Source organism: Nostoc sp. 'Peltigera membranacea cyanobiont' 232, from assembly GCF_002245985.1.
In the GTDB taxonomy this organism is placed as follows: domain Bacteria; phylum Cyanobacteriota; class Cyanobacteriia; order Cyanobacteriales; family Nostocaceae; genus Nostoc.
In genome coordinates this window covers 1-24,261 of record NZ_NOLK01000085.1, presented here as the reverse complement: position 1 = coordinate 24,261, position 24,261 = coordinate 1, and the positions used below count along the sequence as shown (strand labels likewise).

General features: G+C 40.8%; 24 protein-coding genes, 1 rRNA gene and 2 pseudogenes. 12 read left to right on the top strand and 15 right to left on the bottom strand.

The features are described 5' to 3' along the window. Positions 1-75 precede the first annotated feature (75 nt). The 5 genes from CDG79_RS24540 (at position 76) to CDG79_RS24520 (ending at position 4,462) form a co-directional block, all read left to right on the top strand. Entirely contained in the window at positions 76-681 is a 606-nt protein-coding gene (locus tag CDG79_RS24540; protein WP_094344456.1) for a sigma-70 family RNA polymerase sigma factor, read from the top strand. Beyond that, positions 678-1,025 (top strand): hypothetical protein, encoded by a 348-nt coding sequence (locus tag CDG79_RS24535; RefSeq protein WP_094344455.1) that lies wholly within the window; start codon positions 678-680, stop codon positions 1,023-1,025. Before CDG79_RS24540 ends, CDG79_RS24535 begins: the two co-directional genes overlap by 4 nt. Positions 1,026-1,037: 12 nt before the next feature. Beyond that, a complete protein-coding gene (locus tag CDG79_RS24530; RefSeq protein WP_094344454.1) occupies positions 1,038-1,505 on the top strand; it encodes a Spy/CpxP family protein refolding chaperone in 468 nt (155 codons plus the stop codon). Between the two features lie 4 nt (positions 1,506-1,509). Beyond that, entirely contained in the window at positions 1,510-3,045 is a 1,536-nt protein-coding gene (locus CDG79_RS24525; RefSeq protein ID WP_094344453.1) for a DUF1800 domain-containing protein, read from the top strand. A gap of 346 nt (positions 3,046-3,391) precedes the next feature. Next, positions 3,392-4,462, top strand: a complete 1,071-nt coding sequence (locus CDG79_RS24520) for a DUF1501 domain-containing protein (protein WP_262985826.1) — start codon at positions 3,392-3,394, stop codon at positions 4,460-4,462. Positions 4,463-5,285: 823 nt separating this feature from the next. On the opposite strand, the gene CDG79_RS24515 is transcribed toward CDG79_RS24520, so the two are convergent. From CDG79_RS24515 to CDG79_RS24500, 4 genes are all read right to left on the bottom strand, one after another. Then, positions 5,286-6,476, bottom strand: coding sequence for an MFS transporter (locus tag CDG79_RS24515; protein ID WP_094344452.1), 1,191 nt, complete (start codon positions 6,474-6,476; stop codon positions 5,286-5,288). Between the two features lie 12 nt (positions 6,477-6,488). After that, the gene (locus CDG79_RS24510; RefSeq protein WP_094344451.1) at positions 6,489-7,061 is read right to left on the bottom strand and encodes a Uma2 family endonuclease; all 573 of its coding nucleotides are present in this window, start codon (positions 7,059-7,061) and stop codon (positions 6,489-6,491) included. A gap of 334 nt (positions 7,062-7,395) precedes the next feature. After that, positions 7,396-9,558, bottom strand: a complete 2,163-nt coding sequence (recQ, locus tag CDG79_RS24505; RefSeq protein WP_094344450.1) for a DNA helicase RecQ — start codon at positions 9,556-9,558, stop codon at positions 7,396-7,398. 98 nt (positions 9,559-9,656) lie between these two features. After that, entirely contained in the window at positions 9,657-9,926 is a 270-nt protein-coding gene (locus CDG79_RS24500) for a hypothetical protein (RefSeq protein WP_223278302.1), read from the bottom strand. 359 nt (positions 9,927-10,285) lie between these two features. Between CDG79_RS24500 and CDG79_RS24495 the strand changes: the two genes are divergently transcribed. Next, on the top strand, positions 10,286-10,525 hold the full coding sequence (locus tag CDG79_RS24495; RefSeq protein WP_094344449.1) for a type II toxin-antitoxin system HicB family antitoxin: 240 nt from the start codon (positions 10,286-10,288) through the stop codon (positions 10,523-10,525). Beyond that, positions 10,522-10,752, top strand: a complete 231-nt coding sequence (locus CDG79_RS24490; RefSeq protein ID WP_094344448.1) for a type II toxin-antitoxin system HicA family toxin — start codon at positions 10,522-10,524, stop codon at positions 10,750-10,752. Before CDG79_RS24495 ends, CDG79_RS24490 begins: the two co-directional genes overlap by 4 nt. 171 nt (positions 10,753-10,923) lie before the next feature. On the opposite strand, the gene CDG79_RS24485 is transcribed toward CDG79_RS24490, so the two are convergent. The 3 genes from CDG79_RS24485 to CDG79_RS24475 all read right to left on the bottom strand — a co-directional run bounded on the left by CDG79_RS24485 (position 10,924) and on the right by CDG79_RS24475 (position 14,907). Then, the gene (locus tag CDG79_RS24485) at positions 10,924-12,486 is read right to left on the bottom strand and encodes an AAA-like domain-containing protein (RefSeq protein WP_094344447.1); all 1,563 of its coding nucleotides are present in this window, start codon (positions 12,484-12,486) and stop codon (positions 10,924-10,926) included. A gap of 138 nt (positions 12,487-12,624) precedes the next feature. After that, complete coding sequence (locus CDG79_RS24480; RefSeq protein ID WP_189525111.1) at positions 12,625-14,013, bottom strand: AAA-like domain-containing protein; 1,389 nt, start codon at positions 14,011-14,013, stop codon at positions 12,625-12,627. Between the two features lie 231 nt (positions 14,014-14,244). Beyond that, positions 14,245-14,907, bottom strand: coding sequence for a class I SAM-dependent methyltransferase (locus tag CDG79_RS24475; protein WP_094344446.1), 663 nt, complete (start codon positions 14,905-14,907; stop codon positions 14,245-14,247). Between the two features lie 378 nt (positions 14,908-15,285). Between CDG79_RS24475 and CDG79_RS24470 the strand changes: the two genes are divergently transcribed. Beyond that, entirely contained in the window at positions 15,286-16,224 is a 939-nt protein-coding gene (locus tag CDG79_RS24470) for a phosphoribulokinase (protein ID WP_094328514.1), read from the top strand. 79 nt (positions 16,225-16,303) lie between these two features. Here the strand turns inward: CDG79_RS24470 and CDG79_RS24465 are convergent, their stop codons facing one another. The 4 genes from CDG79_RS24465 to CDG79_RS24455 all read right to left on the bottom strand — a co-directional run bounded on the left by CDG79_RS24465 (position 16,304) and on the right by CDG79_RS24455 (position 18,462). Further along, on the bottom strand, positions 16,304-16,879 hold the full coding sequence (locus CDG79_RS24465; protein ID WP_094344445.1) for a hypothetical protein: 576 nt from the start codon (positions 16,877-16,879) through the stop codon (positions 16,304-16,306). Between the two features lie 213 nt (positions 16,880-17,092). After that, positions 17,093-17,656, bottom strand: coding sequence for a hypothetical protein (locus tag CDG79_RS24460; protein ID WP_094344444.1), 564 nt, complete (start codon positions 17,654-17,656; stop codon positions 17,093-17,095). Positions 17,657-17,775: 119 nt separating this feature from the next. Further along, entirely contained in the window at positions 17,776-17,961 is a 186-nt protein-coding gene (locus CDG79_RS41315) for a hypothetical protein (RefSeq protein ID WP_143855570.1), read from the bottom strand. A 63-nt stretch (positions 17,962-18,024) separates the two neighbouring features. Beyond that, a complete protein-coding gene (locus CDG79_RS24455) occupies positions 18,025-18,462 on the bottom strand; it encodes a hypothetical protein (protein ID WP_094344443.1) in 438 nt (145 codons plus the stop codon). 139 nt (positions 18,463-18,601) lie between these two features. Between CDG79_RS24455 and radC the strand changes: the two genes are divergently transcribed. The 4 genes and pseudogenes from radC to CDG79_RS45570 all read left to right on the top strand — a co-directional run. Beyond that, a complete protein-coding gene (gene radC / locus CDG79_RS24450; protein ID WP_094344442.1) occupies positions 18,602-19,333 on the top strand; it encodes a RadC family protein in 732 nt (243 codons plus the stop codon). A gap of 282 nt (positions 19,334-19,615) precedes the next feature. Further along, positions 19,616-19,795 (top strand): annotated as a pseudogene (locus tag CDG79_RS45190) (DUF389 domain-containing protein); the annotation flags it as partial. A 198-nt stretch (positions 19,796-19,993) separates the two neighbouring features. Beyond that, a complete protein-coding gene (locus CDG79_RS24440; RefSeq protein WP_094344461.1) occupies positions 19,994-21,547 on the top strand; it encodes a cation:proton antiporter in 1,554 nt (517 codons plus the stop codon). A gap of 102 nt (positions 21,548-21,649) precedes the next feature. Next, positions 21,650-21,790: pseudogene (locus CDG79_RS45570) on the top strand (IS701 family transposase); the annotation flags it as partial. On the opposite strand, the gene CDG79_RS24435 reads toward CDG79_RS45570, so the two are convergent. The 4 genes from CDG79_RS24435 to rrf form a co-directional block, all read right to left on the bottom strand. Continuing rightward, on the bottom strand, positions 21,750-22,259 hold the full coding sequence (locus tag CDG79_RS24435; RefSeq protein ID WP_094344441.1) for a hypothetical protein: 510 nt from the start codon (positions 22,257-22,259) through the stop codon (positions 21,750-21,752). The pseudogene CDG79_RS45570 and the gene CDG79_RS24435 overlap by 41 nt on opposite strands. Before the next feature lie 360 nt (positions 22,260-22,619). After that, positions 22,620-23,180: a DUF3124 domain-containing protein gene (locus CDG79_RS24430; RefSeq protein WP_094344440.1), complete on the bottom strand. Its 561-nt coding sequence runs from the start codon at positions 23,178-23,180 to the stop codon at positions 22,620-22,622. A gap of 75 nt (positions 23,181-23,255) precedes the next feature. Then, positions 23,256-23,933: a potassium channel family protein gene (locus tag CDG79_RS24425; RefSeq protein ID WP_094344439.1), complete on the bottom strand. Its 678-nt coding sequence runs from the start codon at positions 23,931-23,933 to the stop codon at positions 23,256-23,258. A gap of 223 nt (positions 23,934-24,156) precedes the next feature. Further along, positions 24,157-24,261 (bottom strand): 5S ribosomal RNA (gene rrf / locus CDG79_RS24420); the annotation flags it as partial.

Below are 24,261 nucleotides of genomic sequence, written 5' to 3'. Positions count from 1 at the left end.
AACTTCTAACCTATTTGAACCTTTTTTCCATTCATCCGGTCTAATAAATACAAGCAACGAAACGGATAGAGGAGAATGCCTCAGGTGTTAGTTGTGCCAGCCAAGGTTTCAAAAGCAAATCAATTGATTGGTGAATCAGAAAGCGAATCTGACAGTTATCTAGTAGAGCAGTGCCTGCGGGGTGATACCCAAAGCTACGGTCAGCTTTACCGTCGCCATCAGCAAAGAGTGAGGTCAATCCTCTACAAACTTTGTACTCCTGCCAGCCTGGATGATGTGGTGCAGGAAGTGTTTTTGCAAGCCTGGAAAGGATTGCCCAAGTTCCGCCAAACAGCAAAATTTTCCACCTGGCTGTACCGAATTGCTTGGAATGTGGCTAGCGACCAGCGACAGGCAGATGTTAAAAGGCGCACTCAATTACAGATTCTGAGTGAAAAAACTCCTACCCAACAGGAAGCCCCAGAGTTAATGAATCTGCATTATCAAGACCTTGTGCAACGGGGACTAGCAAACCTAAGTTTTGACCATCGCACGATATTGGTTTTGCATGATTTGGAAGAAGTACCTCAAAAAGAGGTAGCACAAATCCTAGATATTCCCTTGGGAACAGTCAAATCACGCCTATTCCATGCTCGTGCTGCGATGCGTCAAATTCTCCAAAACCAAGGAGTACAGCTATGACTCAGCCACCCGATGATGATTCTGACCTAATTAATTTTCTGTGCCAACATCGCCCAGAAGTTCCGCCAGCTTCACCTGATTTAGAACAACAAATTTTACAACAGGTAAAAGCTTGCCCTTTGCCACCCTTACGCCACTATTCAAGGTTGAGGTTAGTTTTGCCTGCTCTCGCTGCTGGATTAGTAGCTGCTATAGTTGGCTACCGTGCCTTTATACCAGTTCAACCGAGTCCAGCTGAACTTGCTACATTGCAAAATTTTATTGAAAGCAATTGGCAAGATACAGTCAGTAACGAACATCTGGAAAGTGATGTATGGCATTTTACAGACTTAGATACTGAATAGGAGATCGCTTTGATGTTAATTCGTCGTGTTTCCATTTTGGCGGTGGCAATGATTGCCCTTGGTAGCACTATTGCTCTGGCCAAGCCAACTTTGCTTTCACGCCAAGTCATTGCCCAAACTCCCACAAATCTATCTCGCCCAAATCGTGCTAAATCAGGGGGATGGCTTAAAGATTTGAATTTGACATCCCAGCAACTACAACAGATTAAGGAAATTCGTCGTCAATCTAAACAGCAGATAGCCCAAAAATCACAGGAGATACGTCAAGGGCAACAGGAATTACATGACTTAATAGCAGGGACGACAGCTACTAAAGAGCAAGTGCGGGATAAATATAACCAAATTAAGCTTGTGAAGCAGCAGCTTGCTGATATTCAGTTTGAAAATACCCTTGCTATTCGGGAAATTTTGAACCCAGAGCAACGGCAGAAATTTGCCGATCGCATGTATAAGAAAAATCCTCCAGCACAGCACAATTAACTCTATGCTTGTAAAGCCTAAATATTGGGTGTTGTTGCTGTTGATCTTGCTGGGGTCAATTCCTCCCAGTAATGCAGCCTCCACAACTGTTGACCCAAAAGTATTACATATAATTAATCGCCTCAGCTTTGGCCCTCGTCCGGGAGATGTACAAAGAGTGGAATCTATAGGTGTAGAGCGATACATTCAGGAGCAACTTTCACCCGAATCGATTCCCGAACCAGAAAATCTCACCAGCCAACTAAAGCAGCTAGATACTCTCCAATTGAATCCGGTGGAACTTTTAGAACATGGTATAACTAATCCCCCAGGACAAAAACCCACCCAGTTAGAAAGAAAAGCTGCCAACCAATGGGCTAAACAGGTGCTAGATCAGGCAGTCCAGGCGCGATTATTAAAGGCAACTAGCAGTCAGCAACAACTCCAGGAAGTGATGGTGGACTTTTGGTATAACCATTTTAATGTGGATGCTGCTAAAGGACGCGATCGCCTCTGGGTAGGAGCTTATGAACAACAAGCGATTCGACCTTACGCTTTGGGTCGCTTTCGTGACCTGTTAGGGGCAACAGCTCGTCATCCAGCCATGCAGTTTTATCTAGACAATTTCCAAAATCGAGCTGACACCCGCCCCGATGCCCAAGGTAATATTCGAGGTTTAAATGAGAACTATGCCCGCGAACTGATGGAACTACACACTCTCGGCGTAGATGGAGGTTATACTCAGCAAGATGTGATTGCTCTGGCGCGGATTTTAAGTGGTTGGGGTTTCAGTCGTCCCAGTCAGCAGACAGATAATCCTTTCGGATTTTACTTCAATCCAAAGCGTCATGATTTTAGCGACAAAGTTTTCCTGGGACACACAATTAAAAGCGGTGGTGAAGCCCAAGGGGAGGAAGCTTTAGATATTTTGGCTCGAAGTCCGGCGACTGCACGTCACATTAGCTATCAGATAGCTCAATATTTTGTCAGCGATGTTCCTCCAACTGCTCTAGTAAACAATCTCACACAACGTTATCTTGCCACTGATGGCAATATTCGTGAGCTTCTTAACACCCTATTCCACAGCCGGGAATTCTGGGATGCAAAAAACTTTAATGCCAAGTTTAAAACCCCCTATCAATTCGCTATCTCGGCGGTGCGAGCCACAGGTGTCGAAGTGCAGAATACAAAACCAATCTCCAATCTGCTGCAACAGTTGGGAATGCCCCTATATGGTTGCCAAACTCCAGACGGTTACAAAAACACAGCAGATGTGTGGTTAAATCCTGATGCTATGAATCGCCGCCTGAGTTTTGCTTCAGCGATCGCTAATGGAAATTTACCCTTATCAACTGTTCCCACAAATCTGCAACAGTGGGAGAAAATCGGCACTGAGCAAAGACCTTTACAAAAGTCTCCCAATATTACTGTAGATGCTTGGCAACTAACCAATACATTGGGAAATTCTTTGTCAATGAAAACACAGAAGGCGATCGCTTCTAGTTCCCCTCAAATTCATAGTGCTTTAATTTTGGGCAGTCCAGAATTTATGCATCGTTAGTTACACACTTGTCAAGTCTTGAAGAAGAATTCAGAAATCAGAAATCAGAAATCAGAATTCAGGAGCGGAGACGGAGACGCTCCACCTCCGGTCAGAATCAAGACGCGACTCGAAAATACTCTAGCAGTTCTAGCTGAGACACAGAAGCGAATTTGAAATAGCCATAACTCAGTAATTTTAATTATGAAAAGACGTGACTTCCTAATCCAAAGTGGAATTTTTTCAGCTGCTGCAATTTCAGCCGTAAGCAGCAATGCTTGGATAGCTAGATCCGCTACCCCAAATAGCGATCGGAAGCGCTTGATTGTAATTTTATCTCCGGGGAGCAGTAGACGGTTTAAACATCGTGGTTCCTTACTCAGAGACAGCTTACTATCAAGCCCGACCGCAAATTGCTATCCCCCAACCAGGGAAGGAAGGGGGAGTAATAGATTTAGATGGACGCTTTGGCTTGCATCCAGCATTAGCTTCTTTGATGCCTTTCTGGCAGCAGAACAGTTTGGCATTTGTTCATGCCTGTGGTTCCCCCGATCCAACTCGCTCTCACTTTGATGCTCAACAATACATGGAAAACGCTACCCCTGGTGACAAACATACTCAGGATGGTTGGATGAATCGTTTACTAGGGGTGATTTCTCAAAAAACACCCATCCAGGCAGTAAGTGTCGGAGAAACAACACCCTGGATTTTTTCTGGACGGATGCCTGTAGCTAACATCGCATCAGGGAGAAATGCTAACAGACCTCTGCCAATAGATCGTCCTCAATTAGCAGCAGCATTTGACCAACTTTATAGCGGTAATGATGCCTTAAGTCAGACCTATCGCCAAGGACGGATGGCGCGTCAGGCCATCATGAATGACCTAGATAATGAAATGAAAATGGCAAATAATGGTGCGCCTTCACCTGATGGCTTCGCCAGCGATGCCCAACGATTAGCACAATTAATGCTCAAAGACCCCAGAATTGAGTTAGGATTTATGGCTTTGGGGGGTTGGGATACTCATGTCAATCAAGGTAGCACTCAAGGACAGTTAGCTCGAAACTTAAAAAAATTGGGTTCAGGTTTGACAGCTTTAGTCAAAGGTTTGGGAAGCGTTTACCAGAATACGACAATTGTCGTAATGTCCGAGTTTGGTCGTACAGTTAAGCAAAATGATAACGGTGGTACTGACCACGGTCATGGGAATGTTATGTGGGTTTTGGGCGGTAAAATTCGCGGTGGTAAAGTTTATGGTGAATGGCCTGGTCTATCTACAGCCCAACTTTATCAAGGTAGAGACTTGACTATTACCACTGATTTTCGGGATGTTATCTCTGCTGTGTTGTCAGATCATCTACATGTCAATGAAGCAAAATTAAATCAAGTATTGCCAAATTACGCCTCTACTCAGAAAGTAGGATTAATTTCCACTTAGTACCAATTGCCAAAATTGTCTCTGCAACTATTTTCAAAGTCAGTGCGCCCTTGCGGTTCCCCAACTTGTAGCAACTGGCGGAACACAGAGAGAACAAAGAGATTTTACAAGTCACATTGAAATTATCAGAATGTATTTAGTTAGCTTATATCCAATAAAAGAAATCAAAATGCTGCCTTGAAGCAATTGTAGGAATTTTACTTCAAACTAAAAATATAGTAAACACCAATTTTGAAATAAGGGCGATCGCACATGAGTTTAATCGATGGTATATTCCTGACCCTGCTAAATACTGTTGCTTGCCTTGCGCTGCCTAAATTCCTAGTAATTATGTCTGCAAAAAGCCAAAATACTGCAAACTCAGAATCCAACTCTGAAATTGCCAGTTTTTCGTAATATAAGCTGAGATTGTCTATAGATATCGCCTTGATGAGGAGAAAATTTAGTTATTGGTGCAAGGCGATATTTTAAGGGAAGTTATACACACTTTTTTTAGGAAAAGAATGAGTGTATATATATTTACCCAAAATAAAATTTATAGAGAAAAAACTGGTGTACATTACAACTAAAACTCGACAATAGAGGAGAAGTTATATTATTACTACATTAATAGATTTTATATGAACTTCAGTTGATTTTATTTTTGCAGGATTTCGTTTAATCACAAACTAGTACAACACGGCGGAAATAAACCAACCATTGGAAATGTCTAGAACCCTTACGCAATCTGAATTACGAATTACGTTAGCGCAGCGGTAGCGAGTCTTCGAGCGTCATTACGAATTACGAATTCCGCCTTGCGGTACTAGAGTTTGGTTATTTACTATTTATTTGTTTTTACCGGAGTTATTTTAGGTCTGACGATAATCAGAAATCCGATCAAAGTAAAAACTAACATTTGCCAAGTCACTAAATTCCAGCCACCAAGATTCCAGCATAATAGACCAATGCTAGTACCGACAGCACCACCGATAAAATAGGTAGTCATGTAAACTGTGTTGATGCGACTATTCGATTGAGCATCAAGAGTGTATATCCTTGCGACATTGGTGACTTGAATTGCCTGTACACCTATATCTAGTAACAGTACGGCAACAGCGATCGCGATCGCTGAACTAGAAGCAATTTTAGCAATTACTAAACTTACAATCACCAGCGATACAGCAATAGTCAAGGAACGTTGCGAGTTACCTCGATCGGCTAGTTTACCAAAAACTGGTGCCATCAATGCACCTGCGATCGCCACAAAGCCATACATCCCAATTGTGTCAGATTCAAAATTAAAAGGCGCTCCGCTTAAATGAAAAGTCAGCGTTGTCCAAAATGAGCAAAATACACCAAACAATAACCCACCAATTAAAGAAGCTTCTCTTAATAATGAAAAACGTTTTAATTGTTCAAGTGTTGATTTCAATAATTCCAAATAATAACCATTAAAATCATTTTTGACATTCGGTAAATATATTTTTAGCAATCCACTAACAATTAAAATCATTACTGCTGAAAATCCGTATACATAACGCCAACCCAACCATTCAGCAATATATCCACTAAAAACCCTGGCTCCTAAAACTCCAATCAATATACCAGTAAAAATGTTGCCTACAGTTTGTCCTGTAGTTACTCTATCAATACTTGCTGCTAAGGGAAGAATAACTTGGGCTGAGACTGTCGCAATCCCAATTGCGACGCTCAATATCCAAACTTCGACGATGTTTTGTGAAAATGTCATGAGCATCAACAAACAGAACAAACATCCCAGTAAGGAAAGAATTAATTTTTTCTTGTTAATTTTATCGCCCAAAGGGATTAAAAAGAAAAGCCCAAAACCGTAACCAACTTGCGTAAGCACAGATATGCTACCCGCTTCACTTTCACTGACTCCAAAAGAAGACGCAATATCTTTGAGGATTGGCTGATTATAATAAACGTTAGCAACACAGACACCAGCTGCGATCGCCATAATCAGTACCTGGACTTTAGTTAATCCGTTACTTGAGATTTGTTTTTCCATTCAACCTAAAATTTATACAGGAAAAAACTGGTTTATAGTACAGCTAAAACCAGGTAATAAAGGAGAAATTATAATATCACTACTAAATAGGGTTTCTACCAATTTAAGTTGATTTTGTTCCCGTCGATAGACCTCTAGTTGACGCGATCGCCAATCAGCAATCCAATATTCTTTTACTCCTCTGGAAGAATAAAGCTTAAGTTTAGCTTCCTTATCCCGTCTTTGGTCTTCCTTACTAGCAGACAATACTTCGACTACTAAATCTGGTGCGCCAGTTAAATGTCCCGCTTCATCCAATGTTAGCGTCAAGGTTTCTTTGGTAGCCCAAACTACATCAGGAATCACATTATCTGATTCTGAAAACAAAACGCCGGGGTTGATTACAGCTTCTCCTAAACCAGTAGACTCTGACCAAATGTTAAGTTGTCGAAAAATCTTGCCACAAGTTTGCTGATGTTTAAAGTGAGGTGTCCTACTCATGAATAATTCTCCATCAACTATCTCGTAGCGTGTCCCTTCATTTTCCGCGAAGAGTTCCACATCCTGAGTTGTCCAGCGTACTCCTGTATTAAGCATCTGACTCATCGGCTAACTCCTTTAATAAGCTGTCACGCACCTAGTTTTTTAACACTCATTAGGCTATGAAAGGGTCTTGGCTTCCAAATTATACAATTTAAATGCGCGACAGCTTATTGCTCTTGTATTTTAATCATAAGATTTAAGTTTAGCTTCCTTATCTAATTTTTCAAAAAATAAATATATGAGCAAATAGTAAGACTTAAAAAAAATGCACCAAATAAAACGCAAAACCAGCCAACCAGTATGAGAGGGTTAGAGTAATCTTGAGTGAGTTAATTTTATTGTCATTCATAACAAAACAATCATTGTTTTATTTTTATTACTTGTTCTAAGCAAATTATTACTTGCGATTTTCCCGCCGCCACTTACACCGCACTAAGCGAATTTCATCAAAAGTATAGCTTTCACCTAGTTGTTCTTTAATGGGAGTGAGGGAAATGTCACCGAGTACTTCTAAAACTTGCCAAATTTTTTGTTGATGTTCTAAAGGTACTAATTGATTTAAATCAACTGGCTGATTTTTCTCAATGAGTTTTTCTAGATGACTGCTAACTGTTGCCGGACTCAGGTTGCGTTTTTGGGCAATTTGAGCGATATTTAAACCTTGTTGATGTAATTGTAATGTCTGCAATTCAGTGTAAGAAGATGAGTTGGAAGATGATACGGAAGCGGAAGTAACCGATTTATTTTGCAAACCCTTTTCTTGGCGATAAGCGCGAATTTCTGTAATAAACTTTTCGCCATATTGAGCGAGTTTATGACTACCTACACCAGAAAGTTTGGCAAATTCAGTTAAGTTTTGGGGTTGCACCTGTACCATCAATTTTAAAGTGGAATCGTGGAAGATGACGTAAGGTGGTACAGATTGTTCATCAGCTAATTGTTTGCGTAGCGATCGCAACTTCTGTAATAATATCTCTGCAACTTCGGCTTTTTCACTCCCCTGTTCCCAGGTAATCTTTTGAACTGTGGTTACAGCTAGCGAAACTGTACGTTGTTTTCGCATTACTTCCCAACTTAAGGCATTTAGTTTTAAAACTGAGTAACCATCGCTAGTTTGTTCTATTAACCCTTGATGTAAGAGCGATCGCCCCAACATTCGCCATTCATCTAGAGTTCTATCTTTACCAATACCATAAGTAGAAAGTTTATCGTGTTCGTACTGGAGAATTTTGTCTTTTTTTGCCCCCCGCAACACATCAATTATGTGCAGCATCCCAAATCTTTCTTTGCAACGCGCCACACAAGATAAAAACTTCATGGCTTCAATTGTCCAATCTTGCATGGGTTTGGGATGACGACAATTGTCACAGTTACCGCAATTCCCAGGAAACCTTTCGCCAAAATAACCCAGTTGGATTGTTCGCCGACAATCAGTGCCTTCAGCATAATCAATCATCTGCCGCAATTGTTGTTTAGCAATCAACTGTTCTTGAGGGTCAGTTTTTTGATCGATACTCCATTCAATTGTTTTAACATCACCAAAGCTGAAAAATATTGTACACCGAGATGGTTCTCCGTCTCTCCCGGCTCTACCCGATTCTTGATAATAACTTTCTATATTTCTAGGCATATCAAAGTGAACTACCAGCCGCACATCGGGTTTATTAATTCCCATCCCAAAGGCGACTGTTGCCACCATCACCCGGACATCATCTCGAATAAATCGCGTTTGATTACTACTACGTTCTTCATCACTTAATCCGGCGTGATAAGGTAGAACAACAACCTTATCATTTTGCAGTTTAAAAGTGAGTTCATCAACTTTTTTCCGAGTTAAAGAATAAATAATTGTCGAACCTTCAGTTTCTCGAATTAGTTCTAATAATTCAGCGTAAGCATATTTCGTTTTAGGACGAACTTCGTAATAAAGATTTTCACGATTAAAACTGGCAAGATGGATGCTTGGTTGCTTTAGCCCTAATTGTTGAATAATATCACTACGGACGCGATCGGTTGCTGTGGCGGTGAGGGCGACGGTAGGAACATCAGGATAGCGTTTCCGCAGAGATTTTAACTGGCGATATTCTGGGCGAAAATCGTGTCCCCATTCCGAAACGCAGTGCGCTTCATCAATAGCAAAGCTAGAAATACCGATTTTTTCTTTAACTAAATCGATAAATGGGAGAAACCTTTCACTGAGAAGACGTTCCGGGGCGACGTATAGTAATTTTACTTTACCGTTGAGGATGGCTTCTTCCCGCGATCGCACTTGATAAGAATTCAAGCTGCTATTGAGAAATGTGGCGTTAATATTATTATTTCGCAGTGCTTCTACTTGGTCTTGCATCAAAGCAATTAACGGCGAAACTACCACAGTTAGTCCATTTTTTAACAACGCTGGTAGCTGAAAACACAAAGATTTTCCCCCACCAGTCGGCATCACAACCATTAAATCTCGATTTTGCAGCGCATCTTCGATAATTTGCCGTTGTCCGGGGCGAAATTGGTCGTAACCGAAGTGATATTTTAGCGCTTGTTCGAGATGGGGATACTGAAGCATAGCGATCGCTTTTTCGGAGGCTGTCTGTGTGAGTAGTTATTAAAGATATCAGCATTTTAACTCACATCTTCGGCAGCATTAAGAAGACTATGCTTTCTTTAGAGCGATCGCACTTGATAACCTAATAAACCGGCTGCACTTGGGTTATTGAGATATTCCCGTAATTCTTGAATTGCTTCACTAGCAGTCTGAATTTTGAGCCTACCTGCTTGGAATTCAGCAATGGAAACTGCTGCATCTGATGCAATTTCATCTCGCCGACTTTCAATAATTCGGTTCTTGAGAATTTGTACCAGCATTTCTTGTTGCTCTAAAGGCAATTCCATTGCCGCATCTAAAACTCTATCTAGGTTACTCAATTGCTTCATCCTCTTAATTATTCGTATTGATAACAGGATTTGTAATATACAACTTACAATTTTTACACCAATTGCTTTTTTAGCTTCATTTAACTCATGTTAACTTATATCACTAAATCAATTATCATAAATAAGCGATCGCTTTTTCGGGGGCTGTCTGCGTGAGTAGTTATTAAAGATATCAGGATTTTAACTCACATCTTCGGCAGCTTTGCCCAGACTTGCGTTTCTATTGGCGATCGCTTAACTTTCAAGACAGTTGCTACAAAATCGGCGATCGCACTGCTTTCAGCAACATAACTTAAAAGCCTTTATGATGGAATCGTGCTGAGATAAAAGTAGGTGGTTCCCAAACAATCTTAAAATATATGGACAATAATAATAAACAAATTTATAATTACACAGTTCTTCTGGAAAAAGAATCAGATGGAGGTTATCACGCTTTTTGTCCAATTCTAAAAGGTTGTCATTCTCAGGGAGATTCTTTTGAAGAGGCCATCGAGAATATTACAGAAGCTATTGAATTATATATTGAAAGTTTAAGGGCTGATAATCTATCAATTCCTAGAGATGATTTAATTGTTAAGCCATTAAGTATCTTGGCATGAGCAATTTTCCCAGTGTCAAAGCTAAAGAATTTATCAAAGTCATCGAAAATTTAGGTTTTTATCTTGACCGTCAAAAAGGGAGTCATGCTATTTACAAGGATAGTCATGGACAAAGGGTTGTTGTTCCTATTCATTCGGGAAAAGACCTAAAACAAGGGACTCTAATGGGTATGATTCAGGATATTGGTATTGATAAGGAAACTTTCTTTGAGTTATTGGAAAAATAAATAAAGATATCAGCATTTTAACTCATGTCATCGGCAGCTTTTGTCAGACATGTGTTTCTGTTAGCGATCGTATGCTCATCAACCTTCATTTTAAAACAGTTGCAAATATTCTGGACTTTTCCTAACGGCTCTTGACTTTATTTAATCTGAAATCTAAAATCATAAATTAAGTCAGCATCCATCTAACTGAGAATTTGCATTTATTACTCTTTTGTGATGCTGTAGCTGGTTACATTTTAACTGTGATTCTAAAGCATCAATCTTTCGTAAAAGCGACACTCCCCACACTATAGAAATCACCAACTTGATTGTCATACCTACAAGTAAAAGTGTCACAATTGTCGCAGCTTTCTTTTGTTGAGCCAGCCTTTTTTGTTGTTCTGCAAGTCGTGCTTCAACTTCTTTAGCGCGTTCAGCTTCTAATGCTTGCTGCATTTCTCGCCGATCTAATTCTTCACTAGCAGCTAAAAATCGATAATCTAAGTTGCTCAAGCTTTTGCGATATGCCCAGGTTTGGGCATCAATCAAGGCTTGTCCGCGCAATAGGCGAGATTCATCATTTTGGTTTGAGGCTATCCACGCATTGAAGCTTTCATAGTAGGGGCGCAAGTAAGCTAATTTTTTTCCAACCCATTCTAAATTGAAAACTTCTTGATAAATTCGGTTTTTGATTTGCAGAAAACCTTGCTTTTTGATCGCCAAACCAGACAGCAATAGTTCTGCCTGTTCTCGACTATCGTCGGTTGGTACTTCCACTCCTTGGAGGACTTGCTGATAAATTCCTAGCAATCTGGCGGCAATTTGTTCATTTCGGAGGATGCGATCGCGAATCGTCCGCAAATGCTCTGGTTCATCTTGTGATTCCCATTTTTCGATGATATGCGATCGCACCACATTTTCTATCCAAAATTCTTCTGTGCCAGGGGGAATTGTTAGCGTTCTACCCACATCATCTTGAGATAAACTGACGAGTAACCGACACAGCTTTTGAGTAAGAAATGGTTGTCCTTTTGTCCAAGCTAATACCTCTTTCAAAACTTTCTGGGGATGATTGTCTTTAATATCCAGTCCTAAAGATAGTGGTTGAGCTTCTTCAAATGTAAAACCATTGACTCGGATGGCTTTACCAAAATTAAATGGTGTAATGTGATTTTGATATACAATTAAGTCTGAAGGTGTAGCAACACCAAAAATTGCAAATGTAATCCGATGATATTCTGGATCGATTGCTCGTTGGTTATAGCAGAACCGAATCAAGCTGAAAAAGTCATCAACAGAGAAATCGAGGCCGAGAATACTATCAATTTCATCAATAAAAATGAATAGTCTTTCGTTGGGAAACTGAGCTAACAGAACTTCTGAAATAAACCGACTAAGTTTATGAACCAAAGAAATATCATTTTGTTCTTGCCACCAGGCTTTTAAATTGACTTTTCCTAACAGTTTAAAACCCAACCATAAATCGCCTACAACTCCCTTATACCACTGTTCTGGAGTTATATTCTCGCAACCAATATTAGTCATATCAACGGTGGCACATCTAAAACCTTCTTGTTGCAAGCGATGCTTTGTTTTTACCATAAGTGAAGATTTACCCATTTGCCTACAGCTAAGGATGTAGCAAAATTCACCTTGTCTCAAGGCTTCGTAAAGTTCCACATCCGCTCTGCGCTCAACATAGCTAGGAGCGTCACTAGTTAAAGTGCCACCAACTTGATATCGATAATTGTCCATTTAATTTAAAATTTAAAATGTTAAATTCTTGCTCGTTCTTAATAAATGAATTGGAATCGAGACAATTGATATAATTCATATTAAGAACTAAAATTAATTATTTTCTTGATTTGTCTTTCAACAGTTTACCAGAACTATTTAGTATGCTGAATGCTTTCCAAGCTGTTGGCTAAAATAAAGGCGATATAACTCACACATAGCGTGAGCTTGATTGCCATTGAGTTTAACCAAACCCATACTTTCTAGTTTATAAGCAGCGATCGCATCTAGCTCTACTTTTTCATCTGTTGCAATTACCTGTTGCATAGCTGACATTAATTCCGGTTCTATTTGCAGTAAGCTCAACAGTTCTCGTAAATGCTGACTGTAAATTCCCACTGGTGTAGATGCGGTTTCTAGTAATACCTCTAATGTCATTTCCTCCTGACATAGATGATAAAGCGCCAGGCTAACTAAATAGGGATGTCCTCCTACCATTGCTTGTAGAGGTGCAAGGCGTTTTGCCCCTTCGGAGTCTGCTGCCCAATGTAGTTTGTAACACAATGCTAAATTCTGTACCTGATTGAGAGTTAACGGTGGCAACGTAATTGTTATGCCGACATTGAAAGGCGATTGGTTAAGCTTGAGTGGAATATAAATTTCTGTAGTGTGAACTACCACCATCCGTAGTTTTTGCCAGATTTGCTCTTGCTTTGCTTGTTCGTGCCAAAATCGCAGCATTGGCAGAAAGTCTTGGGCAATATTGGGATGTTCAAAAACTCGATGGACTTCATTTAAAGCCAAAACTACAGGACTATTATCAATGTATTGCAGCAGATATGCTTCAAAATAGATTTTGCAGCTTACCTTGCTGCCCATTTCCGTATCCCAAAAATCATCTAGACAGGGAAGCAGATTTAACTGTCTGCTGACATTGACACAAAACCAACGCAAAAATTTATCGAGAGAAGCAAAAACGTCTTGGTCGGCTTCTTGAAAGTCTAAATAAACAATTTGATAACCTTGCTCTCTAGCATAAGCAATCATCCGATTGAGCAGCGAACTTTTTCCGGTCTTTCTAGGTGCTTTGATTCGGATTAAGCAACCTGGGTATAAAATCTCGTTACAAACAAGTTCTTCTAGGGGAGGGCGATTGATGTAAAGAGGAGAACCCAATGGTAGAGGGCCGCTAGGAAATTCCATCTTACTTGCGGAAAAAAAGTCTGAAGAAACCATTTCTAAGCTAGATTCTTCGCCCAAATCTTGTTGGCTCTGATTTTCCCCATCGCCTATTTTGTCTTCCAGGTATTTATTCAACGCTAAATGCAGATTTTTTTTCGTTACTCTTTTTCCAAGTGCTACAGAAAGGTCTTGCCACAATTCAGAGCCAACTTCCTTGATGTAATTGTTGCGGTAGCCTGATTCCTCTGCCATTTCACCATAAGTTTTGCCCAACCATGATTGATAAAGCACAAACCATTGGATGGAAGCAAGAGGCTTGTCTTGCAGAATTCTTTCTACTGCTTGCAGAATATCTTCCACGAATATCAAAGGTTAAACAGTTAGTAGATGGATTTATCTACCTTGGTCTATTAATAATATACAACCGAATAAATACTTAAAAAAGAAAAATAAATCTCTACGGATATACTTTTTACATCGTAATTCAATACGGTTCCTCTTAAAAAGGCTTGCTCTAATCCCCGCCTTTTTCAGGAAGGTTAGGGATAATCAAGCTAAAACCCAAGTGGATTGGGTTTTAGAAAAGTTAGAAAGACATCACTTTTTCAGTGCTAGAGTCAAGCCATCTGCGATCGCTACTAAACTAAGACTAACTCGCTGGTCTTGATGCAGCTTTTGATTAAAGGCCCGAATCCTTTTAGTTCTATTATCTTGCACTTGAGGATCGGCAACCTTGCCTGACCAAAGGACATTATCGATCGCAATCAGTCCCCCCGGACGCACTAGTTGCAGCGATCGCTCATAATAAGCATCATAGTTGCTCTTATCTGCATCGATGAAAGCAAAATCAAAGGTTTCCGCTTCTCCTGTTGCCAGTAACTGCTCCAAAGTCTCCAAAGCTGGGGCAATGTGCAGTTGAATTTTATCTGCCACTCCAGCTTGCTGCCAATAACGTCGAGCGATCGTTGTAAATTCTTCGCTCACATCACAGGCTACCACCTTCCCATCATTCGGTAACGCCAATGCCACCACCAGGGAACTATAACCTGTAAATACCCCAACTTCCAGAGTTTTTTTCGCTCCAAGCAACTGCACCAGTAACGCCAGAAACTGCCCTTGTTCAGGAGCTATCTGCATTCTCCCTACTGGATGCTGGGCTGTTTCTTGCCTCAGTTGGGTTAAAATTTCCGGTTCTCGGAGAGAGACTGATAGTAAATAATTATACAGATTTTCTTCGAGTCCTAATGTTTGAGTTGTCATAAATTTGGGGCATTGGGAATTAGGCATTGGAGACGAGTCTTTGATGCCCGCAAACGATTTTTGAGATTATGCCAAATCTCAGAAATGTAGTGGCAATTCATGAATTGTCCCTACGCATCCTACTGGATAATTTATTTTTTGTAAGTCTCTTAGACTCAGAGTTTATTCTGATGCAGGCTAGGTGATAATGAAATAACTCTGATTTTAACAGCTATATAAATTGCAATTATTATGCAATAAACCAGCACAGAGACATTCTATATGTAGAGATATTGCATACCAAGCCTTTCCTTGAGTTACTGGCTTAAACCCTTCTAGAATAAAGACTATTGTAGGGAAATTGTATTAATAAACATTACTTTTATTCTGGGAGGTATGATGAGCCGTCCAATAATTCTTGGTATTGTCGGTGACAGTGCTGCTGGGAAAACAACACTAACGCGGGGAATTGCTCAGGCACTCGGCCCAGAAAATGTCACAATCATCTGTACAGATGATTATCACCGTTATGATCGCCAACAACGTGCAGAAATTGGCATCACCGCCCTCCATCCCGACTGCAACTACTTAGATATTATGCAGCAGCACCTGTCGCTACTACGCACAGGACAGCCAATTCTTAAGCCAGTTTATAGCCATAAAACAGGGACATTCGAGCCACCGCAGTATATCAAACCCGGTAAATTTGTGATTATTGAGGGATTGCTCGGTTATTCTACTCGCGCCGCCCGTGATTCTTACGATGTTAAAGTCTACCTTGCACCCCCGGAACAAGTACGTGCTAAGTGGAAAGTCAAGCGAGATACCCAAAAGCGTGGCTACACTGCTGAACAAGTACTAGCTGAACTAGAAAAGCGCGAACCAGACTCAGCCCAGTTTATCCGTCCGCAACGGCAATGGTCTGATATAGTAATTAGTTTCTATCCACCCACTGATGAAGCTGATGAAACTAATGGACACCTGAATGTCCGCCTGGTACTGCGTCCGACAATTCCGCATCCAGATTTCACCCCAATTACCAACTCTAGCTATGGTAATTCTGACTCAGCCATCCGCCTGGGGCTAGACAGGGATATGAGTAAGCCTGTGGATGTCTTAGAAGTTGATGGTCATGCCACCTTAGAACAGGTGAATAAGCTAGAGCATATTATTTGTTCCGATATGCCCCATTTACGAAATATTTGCGATCGCGAAAGTAATCCAGAACTGGGTAAAATTGCTGGTACAACTGGGGAGACATTGCAAAGTTACCCTCTTGCTCTCACCCAGCTAATTATTACCTATCACATGCTGAAAGCAACGCAAATTTATCAATAAATCAGTGAAGACAAAGGGCTTGAAATTGCTGGTGTAGACGCGAGCGCACTTTGCTAACTACTCAAATTTAAGATATTGCTTATGGTTGTACCTTGACGGCGGCTTGCAGCAATTCAATATCTCTAATGTGAAGAATGCCACTACTCTCAAATTGCACACCGATTTGGATCTTGGCAGCATCCGCTTCTTTTTTAAAATAGGCACGCACTTTGTAAGGCTGAAAATTTTCCGTTGGTGAAACTCCTCTACCCCATGAAGTTGTTCTCATTCCGCCCGATTGTCCTGGTCTACCTACACCCAAACTTACTGCAATTGATTCTTCTGTGTTCAGCGCTTTCGCATTAAATTGACAAGCAAGAACACACTCTTGGACATCGGGTTCTGCAACTTCAAACAAGATGACATTTCGCAAAGGATCTGTACTATTAGTTAGAAAGCGCTGAGTATTATCGTCATAAGCTTCAATTTGCCAGCTTTCTCCGATAATTGTAATGCCTCCCTTTGTAACTGTGGAATCGGCAGGTGTGAATCGACGAATCAATACAAATGGCTCTGCGGGTTCGGGAATAGCAAGGGGTTTTTCTAGCTCCTTAAGGGCTTCCTGAGCTTTAGAGAGAATAAAATTTGTCAGATTGTTGAATAGCTCGTCAAACATAGCGATTGCCCTAAATTATATTATTTTTAGTATTCCCTTTGAAATAGTAGTTTTTTGCCATATTTAGGCGCTCTTGTTCATCCGCTCAAACATACTTTATTACGTCTGATTTGCGACTTTACGATTTTTGTCTGTAACAATATAAAGCGATACCTACGACGGTAAACTACGCACTTTGCTAATTACTCAAATTTAAGGTATTGCTCATGATTGTTACTTTACAGGCGCTTGCAGCAATTCAATATCTCTAATTTGAAGAATGCCACTACTCTCAAATTGCACACTGATTTGAATTGTGGCAACATCTGCTTCTTTTTTAAAATAGGCACGCGCTTCGTAACGCTGAAAATCTTCCGTTAGTAAAACCTCTGTTGGCCAGAAGTGCCTCCATGTGCCCCATTGTCCCGTTCTCCGCCAACCTAAACTAACTTTAATTGGTTTTTCTGTGTTTAGCGCTTTCGCGTTAAATTGACAAGCAAAAACACACTCTTGGACATCGGGTTCTGCAACTTCAAATAAGATGACATTTCGCAAAGGATCTGCACTATTCGTAAAAAAGCTCTGATTCTTATCGTCATAAGCTTCAATTTGCCAGCTTTCTCCGACAATTGCAATACATCCCTTTGTCACAGTGGGATCGGCAGGTGTGAATCGACGAATCAGCACAAATGGCTCTGCGGGTTCGGGAACGCCGAAGCGTTTTTGCAGATCGTTCCCGACTTCTTGAAGTTTAGAGTCAATAAAACCTTTGAGATTGTTGAATAAATCATCGAACATAGCGATCGCCCTAAATCATCTTATTTTTAGTGTTCCCTTTGAAAGCGAAGTTTTTGTCATACTTAGAAGTTAGTGTTCATCCGCTCAATATCCTTATTTGATTTACGGCTGTGCTATTTTTATCTCTGGTAGGATAAAGCGATCGCCCCCGGTATCGGTTCACCACTAAAACAACAGCTATTTACTAACCCTTCACGAGTAAAGCCCAAACCGCCCTCTAAAAACAACAAGTTCCCCTCTTCGGTAAGTAAGAAGTCAGCAGAGAAACTCGGCAACGGAGTATAAGCTGCTAGCTTTTCAGTCAAGTAACGAACTTGAATGGCAGTTTCTTCATAAGTAGCCGATAAGGGACGACGAGTATAATAGCTTCATACAGCAATACCTGAAGGAAAAGTAAAAGCCCTAAACTCCACAGGATAACTTGCCTCCACTTTGGCATTAACCCAAGGTCTAACCAAAACCGAGACAGTACGCTGTTGCGATCGCTCCAATTCTTCTAATACAGACATAAACCGAGGTTCATCCAAATCAAACTCTAAGAGCGGCAGAGCCGTTGGATAACTATCAGCCATCGTTGCCTTCAGTATTTCAGTACTACAACAGTCCCAACGCCACATAGTAGACCGTGGCTCATAGTGTTGACGTAACCAAGCGTATGCACGATCGAGTGTTGGAGTATCTCCCAGTCCTTCTAAGAAACGGAAAATTTCATCGATTCTCACCTCTGGGCCAAAGGTTGCTGGAATGTAGCCAATCCGAGCTTGATCGCAGATTGGCAGCCAGTGGCTAAGGAGAATAGGGTTCATGATTCTAATGAGAGTAAGATATATAGAAATAGAGAAATTTTCCTAAAATTAAAGATTTTCTCAAATAAAGATGATTTTGAGAGCAAACGAGGGATAACTAAGGATAGTTCTATGTGTGGTGCTATTTTCTTAGTTTAATATGACCTATTGCCTCAGAATTGCCGACCTACCTACAAATGAGCGTCCGCGTGAGCGATTAATGACGCATGGTGCAAAAATTTTAGCCACAGCGGAGTTAATCGCAATTCTTCTAGGCACTGGTCAAGGGCCGGGAAAACTATCTGCTGTGGGTTTGGGACAATATATCTTGAGCGAATTAGGCAAACACCAACGCGATCCTTTGGTAGTTCTGCGAGAAGTTAGCCCTGCTGAGTTAATGCAAATTTCTGGTGTTGGCCCGGCGAAGGCGACAAGCATTTTAGCAGCAATCGAATTGGGTAAACGGGCTTTTCAATCTCGCCCTAACGATGGCACATTAATTGATAGCCCACTTGCTGCTGCTGCTACCCTCAGTCAAGATTTGATGTGGCAGGTACAAGAACGTTTTGCAGTGGTGCTGTTAGATGTCAAGAATCGCTTATTGGGAACACAAGTAATTACCATTGGCACAGCAACCGAAACCCTAGCTTCTCCTCGTGATATTTTTCGGGAAGTTATTCGTCAAGGCGCAACGCGGGTAATAGTTGCCCACAATCACCCTTCTGGGAACCTTGAACCTAGCCAGGAAGATATAGAATTAACGCGCCAGTTGTTAGCAGGAGCGCAGCTTTTGGGGATTCCAGTACTAGATCATCTGATTTTGGGTAATGGCAATCATCAGAGTTTGCGGGAGCTAACAACGTTGTGGGACGAACATCCGCAAGGGGATTAAAATAATTCGTAATGACGCTCGTTCCGACGCTCCTACGTCGCTAACGCTGCGCTATCGCTACCGCTTCTCTACGAGACGCAGAGCGAACCCTAACGTAATTCGTAATTAAAGATTTTCTTTAATTACCCTCACTAGAGTTAAATCGAAAAGGATTTCCGATTTTAGGTTTTGCTCATTGGGGTTCTTGTTAAGTGTTACAAGTGTATGTGGCTAAGTTTAACAAGGGAATTTTGCCTCAAGTCTTGTTAATTGAGATGGTAGCTGGATGTACGCCATCCTGTATTAGCGATCGCCTCAACTCTGGGTTGGCTGGTAGGGTTGTCTAGCTACGGTAGCGGAGTGTTGGCTCGATCGAGACCAACATTGTTAGATTTGGGAATTGCGGTAGCGCCTGGTGTTATCAGTGGCTACGCCAAAATTGAGATGAAAATCTCTGGTAGTTTAGCAGGAACTGTAATGTCTGACGACAAGCCGCTCCACTTTAGGTTTTTAGGGGTGAACGTCTTTTAAGTCGGGGATGAAGGCTAATTGTAGGCTAAAGCCTACTCTTAAATTCACTAATCACGCTGTTGCTCTAAACCACACGCTGAATTTGCTAATTTGACATGAATGAGGAGAGAATCTATTAGTCAAGTTAAAATAACTTTCCAAAACGTAATAGTGGACGTTACAGAATTAGTCAAAGTTTCAATTATTCTTTTGATCGTTGCTACAGGTGTAGCTCTGCTGTCGCGACAGTTGCGAATCCCTTATGTTGTGGGTTTAGTATTAGCAGGTTTGCCCATCACTGAGCTATTATCTCGTCCGATTGGTTTAAATCCAACTCTTGTTTTAAATCTTTTCCTGCCAATTCTCCTGTTTGAAGCTGGAATCAATACAGATGTCAGTCGCCTACGCAGTACTTTTAAACCAATTGCCCTTCTAGCTGGGCCAGGGGCTGTGCTTTCCAGTGGTATTATTGCCGTCCTGTTGAAATTTGGATTGGGACTAAGTTGGATACCTGCCTTATTTGTAGGAGTAATTCTGGCAAACACTGATACAGTTTCTATGATTGCTGTCTTCAAAGAGATACCAGTACCCTCTAGGCTTTCCACCATCGTTGAAGGTGAAACCCTATTTAACGATGCTGCTGCCCTAGTTATGTTCAATTTAGTTTTGCAAGTATATTCGACAGGTTCACTCACGTTACTACAAGGAATCGAACAACCGCTATTTATCTCTCTAGGAGGCTGCCTCGTAGGGTTAGTCTTAGGCTACTTGAGCATACCTGTATTCGCCCGTTTGGACGATCCCCTTAGCAGTTTATTACTGACGGTAGCAGTTGCATTAGGCACTTTTCAGATTGGAGATTTTCTAGATGTATCAGGTGCTGTGGCCGTAGTTGTAGCTGGATTAATTTTCGGGAATTTTGGTCTTTCTGGCAATACTTCTGCTTCTAGTCGCATTACCTTGTTGAGTTTCTGGGAATATGCCAGTTTTACTGTCAACACCTTTATTTTTCTATTGATTGGTGTAGAAATAGACTTGGTAACGCTCTGGAGGACTTTACCAGCAATTCTACTTGCAGTTTTGGCCTATCAAGTCGGGCGAGTTCTTACAGTCTATCCGTTGCTAGCAGGGATTCGTTGGATTGACCGCCCAATTCCTCTCCGCTGGCAACATTTACTGTTTTTAGGTAATATCAAAGGCTCACTCTCAATGGCTCTGGCATTGAGCTTACCCACTACATTACCAGGGCGAGAAGTCCTCATAGCTATAGTTTTCGGTAGTGTGCTAGTGTCGTTATTGGGACAGGGTTTAAGTTTACCTTGGGTAGTAAAACGTTTAAAATTATCTAAATTTTCAGAAATTCAACAACAGGTTGAAGAATTGCAAGCCCAGTTGATGACAGGTAAAGCAGCACAAGATGAATTAGATAGCTTGTTGAAATCAGGGGTGTTGCCGAAAGCCGTTTATGAAGAGATGCGTTCAGCTTATCAGGTACGAATTGCAGGTGCAGAAAAGATACTGCGAGAACTTTATAATCGTCGTCCTGACGAGTTAGACGGCAAAAGTCGCAATAGTGGTAAACTTGATGCCATTCGCCGACGTTTACTGCTGGCAGAAAAAGGAGCGCTCAATGAGGCAATGCGGAAGCGAATTCTCTCTGAAGAAATTGTGCGCGGACGGATACAAACTCTTGATGAACAATTGCTGAAACTAGAAGATGATTAACGCTCTTTTATTACTCTCATGAGAGTATAATTAATTACTAACAGTTTAACTTAGCAAGGGTATTTAATTGGGTTCAAGAACGGCTACCTCCACGATCACCGTTTAATATATAAGCCACGAAAAAGACTTGAAGTAGGAGGAGTCTATAAAACCAAACCACAATTGGCAGTTGAAATAATTGAAGCATTGCTCAAACTTGGGTTTAATTTTTATTTGGTTTTAGCGGATAGTCTATATGGCGATTGACAGGTATCAAATAACACTTAGATATGAATCTAGCTAGAGATATTCGCGCACACTTTTTTTGCTGAACAATCTCTCTGGCTAAAAATATAGCATCCATGAACGATGGCATCGGTTGAGCCTTGAAATTTGATTCTGTTACTGTTTCAAGTCTGTCAGTAATGCTGGGCGCATTTATTGCTTCTAAACTTGACTTTGTTTCATATTCAAACTCGTCGGTAATTCTATCTAGAACAGTCAATCTTGGTTCAGTCACAAAATCATCGTCCCAATCAATTGATTCTGTTTCATTATCAAGTATGAATCCTGTGTCTAAATATCGTGCATACCTCATTAATTCTTGCTCAAAAGCTTTTGGTATACGGATTGTACTCGTTTGTTTATGATTCCATGTAGATTTTCTGCCAGATTTTTCTCTATATCCTCCCCAGCTTGGGTTTAAGGCTTTTTTAGTAGTTTTTTTATTCACGTTCTACATGATTTTGTTACTTAATCATGTTAACTGTAATGTCTGCCACATCTTGGTTTTTTCACAGATATATTTGATAAATCCCAATATTTCCGACATAGCAGCGTCTGCATTCTTCACAGCCTTCAAGGAATTTCAAGAATCTCAGCAAATCACAGCATTTTTCTCTCACCAGAGACATAAAAGAGCGTTAAGTAGTTGTTGAGTATGGGGTATGGTGCATAAAAAGAAATGTTTTTATTCCCTGGCTTCCCCATTCGGATGTAGAGGTTTGGCGAGAACTTATTGCAAATATGTCTGAAAAATTTCATGTTCGTTTCGGTGATAATTACAATTCTACCTATAGCAAAATGCACTTTTTTAAGATTTATATTTTAAAGGCGATCGCTTATTTTTAATCACCCTACCAGGACTGATAAAAGAAATTCCTTGCTGAAAGTCAGTACCAATCATCACTGCTTCCACTACAGGCTCAGATATTTCTGTTTGAGCTACCCACTCGACAATAAAATTTGCTCCTAAACCTCCACTGGTGTCATTTCTATTCACAAAAAAAGTTGTAGAAGCTAGTGCATCAAGTTGAATAGGTTGCTTCAAATACTGTTTCACTAATTTCCCCTCTGAGTTATAGTAGCGCACAGCAGTAATGATGATGGGATTGGTCAAATCTGTATTCCGAATACTGAGCGTAACTGCTAACTCGAAAATCTCCTGGCGATTGTGATGATAGATATGTGAATAGACAGGTACATAAATAGTTTGACCGCTAGCTATCTTAAAATTCTTATCCAGCGTCACTATTTTTTGAACTGGGGTAGCTTGAGTAGCATCGGGTTGTGACTTGGATGGAATATTGGCTGATTGACAAGATGCCAGAAAAATAACAGCGATCGCTAAATAAATATGTAGATATGGCTTCATCAAAACTATTTACACTCATTTTTCATCAGTGTGTAGCTAACCCCACCTAATAAAGAATTTAGGTAGGGACTGGGCTCAACATCTTTGTTGAATAAAATCAATGACTTGATGTAAACATCCTGGTTTAGTTACAATCAGTACAGTTGAATGAGGTTCCAGTACTGTACTGCCGTTAGGAATCATCAAATCTTCGTGGGGATGGGCTTGGTAGCCAATAATTAGCGAACCACTGGGAAATCGTGAATCTTTAGCGATTTCGGCAACGCTACGACCAGCAACATAGCAATTGTTTGGGATGGAAAGTTTTAGTACCTCAATTTGCCCTTGTTCAAAATGCATCATTGATTCCACTTGGGGATACTCAATGGCATTCACCATTGTTGAAACCGCTAGTTCAACAGTACTGATAATGTGGTTGGCTCCAGCTATCCGCAGTGGTTCGGCAAAATCGGGGTGACGCATCCGACTTAAAAGGTGTAGAACACCATAATGTCTAGCAAGAGTTACCATTGCTAAGTTTAAGGCATCACTTCTCAGAACAGCTGCCAAGGAGCCGGTTTTTCGAATCCCAGCTTCTAACAATACTTCTGTACTCACGGCACTGCCTTCAAAAGCCATTACTCCTACTTGTTCGCGGGCGTAGCGACAAGCGATAGGGTCAATATCAATTACGGCAACAGTATGTCCTAGTTCTACTAGTTTTTGCGCCAAACTTAAGCCTACTAAGCCTGCTCCACCAATTAGTACGTACATAGCTCTTCTTTGTGCTCTCTTCGACTTCCGCTTTACAACTTAGCAAAGGAATGTAATGCTGTTTATTAAATTTAGCTGCGTAGCAGCTTACTACTTGCTTATTTCGGAAAGTGAGAGAAGAGTGATAACTAAATAGAAGAAAGAGTGAAAGTCAAAAGAAATAATTAAAAAATAAAAGCCTTCTCATTTTCAATTTGAGGAGGCTTTTAGTTTGTATAAATATGCCTGGCACCGAGCTATTTTTGCGTAGGGCTACCCCTAAACTATCGTTGCCGCAACAGCGTTTCACCTCTGAGTTCGGGAAGGGTTCAGTGTGGTTCCACCGCGC

Excerpts from the sequence above, each read along its gene's own strand:
- radC (WP_094344442.1), top strand. The coding sequence starts at position 18,602 with ATGACCTATTGCCTCAGAATTGCCGACCTACCTACAAATGAGCGTCCG.
- CDG79_RS24485 (WP_094344447.1), bottom strand. The coding sequence starts at position 12,486 with ATGGACAATTATCGATATCAAGTTGGTGGCACTTTAACTAGTGACGCT.
- CDG79_RS24525 (WP_094344453.1), top strand. The coding sequence starts at position 1,510 with ATGCTTGTAAAGCCTAAATATTGGGTGTTGTTGCTGTTGATCTTGCTG.
- CDG79_RS24510 (WP_094344451.1), bottom strand. The coding sequence starts at position 7,061 with ATGAGTCAGATGCTTAATACAGGAGTACGCTGGACAACTCAGGATGTG.
- recQ (WP_094344450.1), bottom strand. The coding sequence starts at position 9,558 with ATGCTTCAGTATCCCCATCTCGAACAAGCGCTAAAATATCACTTCGGT.
- CDG79_RS24470 (WP_094328514.1), top strand. The coding sequence starts at position 15,286 with ATGAGCCGTCCAATAATTCTTGGTATTGTCGGTGACAGTGCTGCTGGG.
- CDG79_RS24500 (WP_223278302.1), bottom strand. The coding sequence starts at position 9,926 with ATGAAGCAATTGAGTAACCTAGATAGAGTTTTAGATGCGGCAATGGAA.
- CDG79_RS24540 (WP_094344456.1), top strand. The coding sequence starts at position 76 with ATGCCTCAGGTGTTAGTTGTGCCAGCCAAGGTTTCAAAAGCAAATCAA.
- CDG79_RS24530 (WP_094344454.1), top strand. The coding sequence starts at position 1,038 with ATGTTAATTCGTCGTGTTTCCATTTTGGCGGTGGCAATGATTGCCCTT.
- CDG79_RS24535 (WP_094344455.1), top strand. The coding sequence starts at position 678 with ATGACTCAGCCACCCGATGATGATTCTGACCTAATTAATTTTCTGTGC.
- CDG79_RS24425 (WP_094344439.1), bottom strand. The coding sequence starts at position 23,933 with ATGTACGTACTAATTGGTGGAGCAGGCTTAGTAGGCTTAAGTTTGGCG.
- CDG79_RS24460 (WP_094344444.1), bottom strand. The coding sequence starts at position 17,656 with ATGTTCGATGATTTATTCAACAATCTCAAAGGTTTTATTGACTCTAAA.
- CDG79_RS24490 (WP_094344448.1), top strand. The coding sequence starts at position 10,522 with ATGAGCAATTTTCCCAGTGTCAAAGCTAAAGAATTTATCAAAGTCATC.
- CDG79_RS24495 (WP_094344449.1), top strand. The coding sequence starts at position 10,286 with ATGGACAATAATAATAAACAAATTTATAATTACACAGTTCTTCTGGAA.
- CDG79_RS24465 (WP_094344445.1), bottom strand. The coding sequence starts at position 16,879 with ATGTTTGACGAGCTATTCAACAATCTGACAAATTTTATTCTCTCTAAA.
- CDG79_RS24455 (WP_094344443.1), bottom strand. The coding sequence starts at position 18,462 with ATGAACCCTATTCTCCTTAGCCACTGGCTGCCAATCTGCGATCAAGCT.
- CDG79_RS24475 (WP_094344446.1), bottom strand. The coding sequence starts at position 14,907 with ATGACAACTCAAACATTAGGACTCGAAGAAAATCTGTATAATTATTTA.
- CDG79_RS24515 (WP_094344452.1), bottom strand. The coding sequence starts at position 6,476 with ATGGAAAAACAAATCTCAAGTAACGGATTAACTAAAGTCCAGGTACTG.
- CDG79_RS24430 (WP_094344440.1), bottom strand. The coding sequence starts at position 23,180 with ATGAAGCCATATCTACATATTTATTTAGCGATCGCTGTTATTTTTCTG.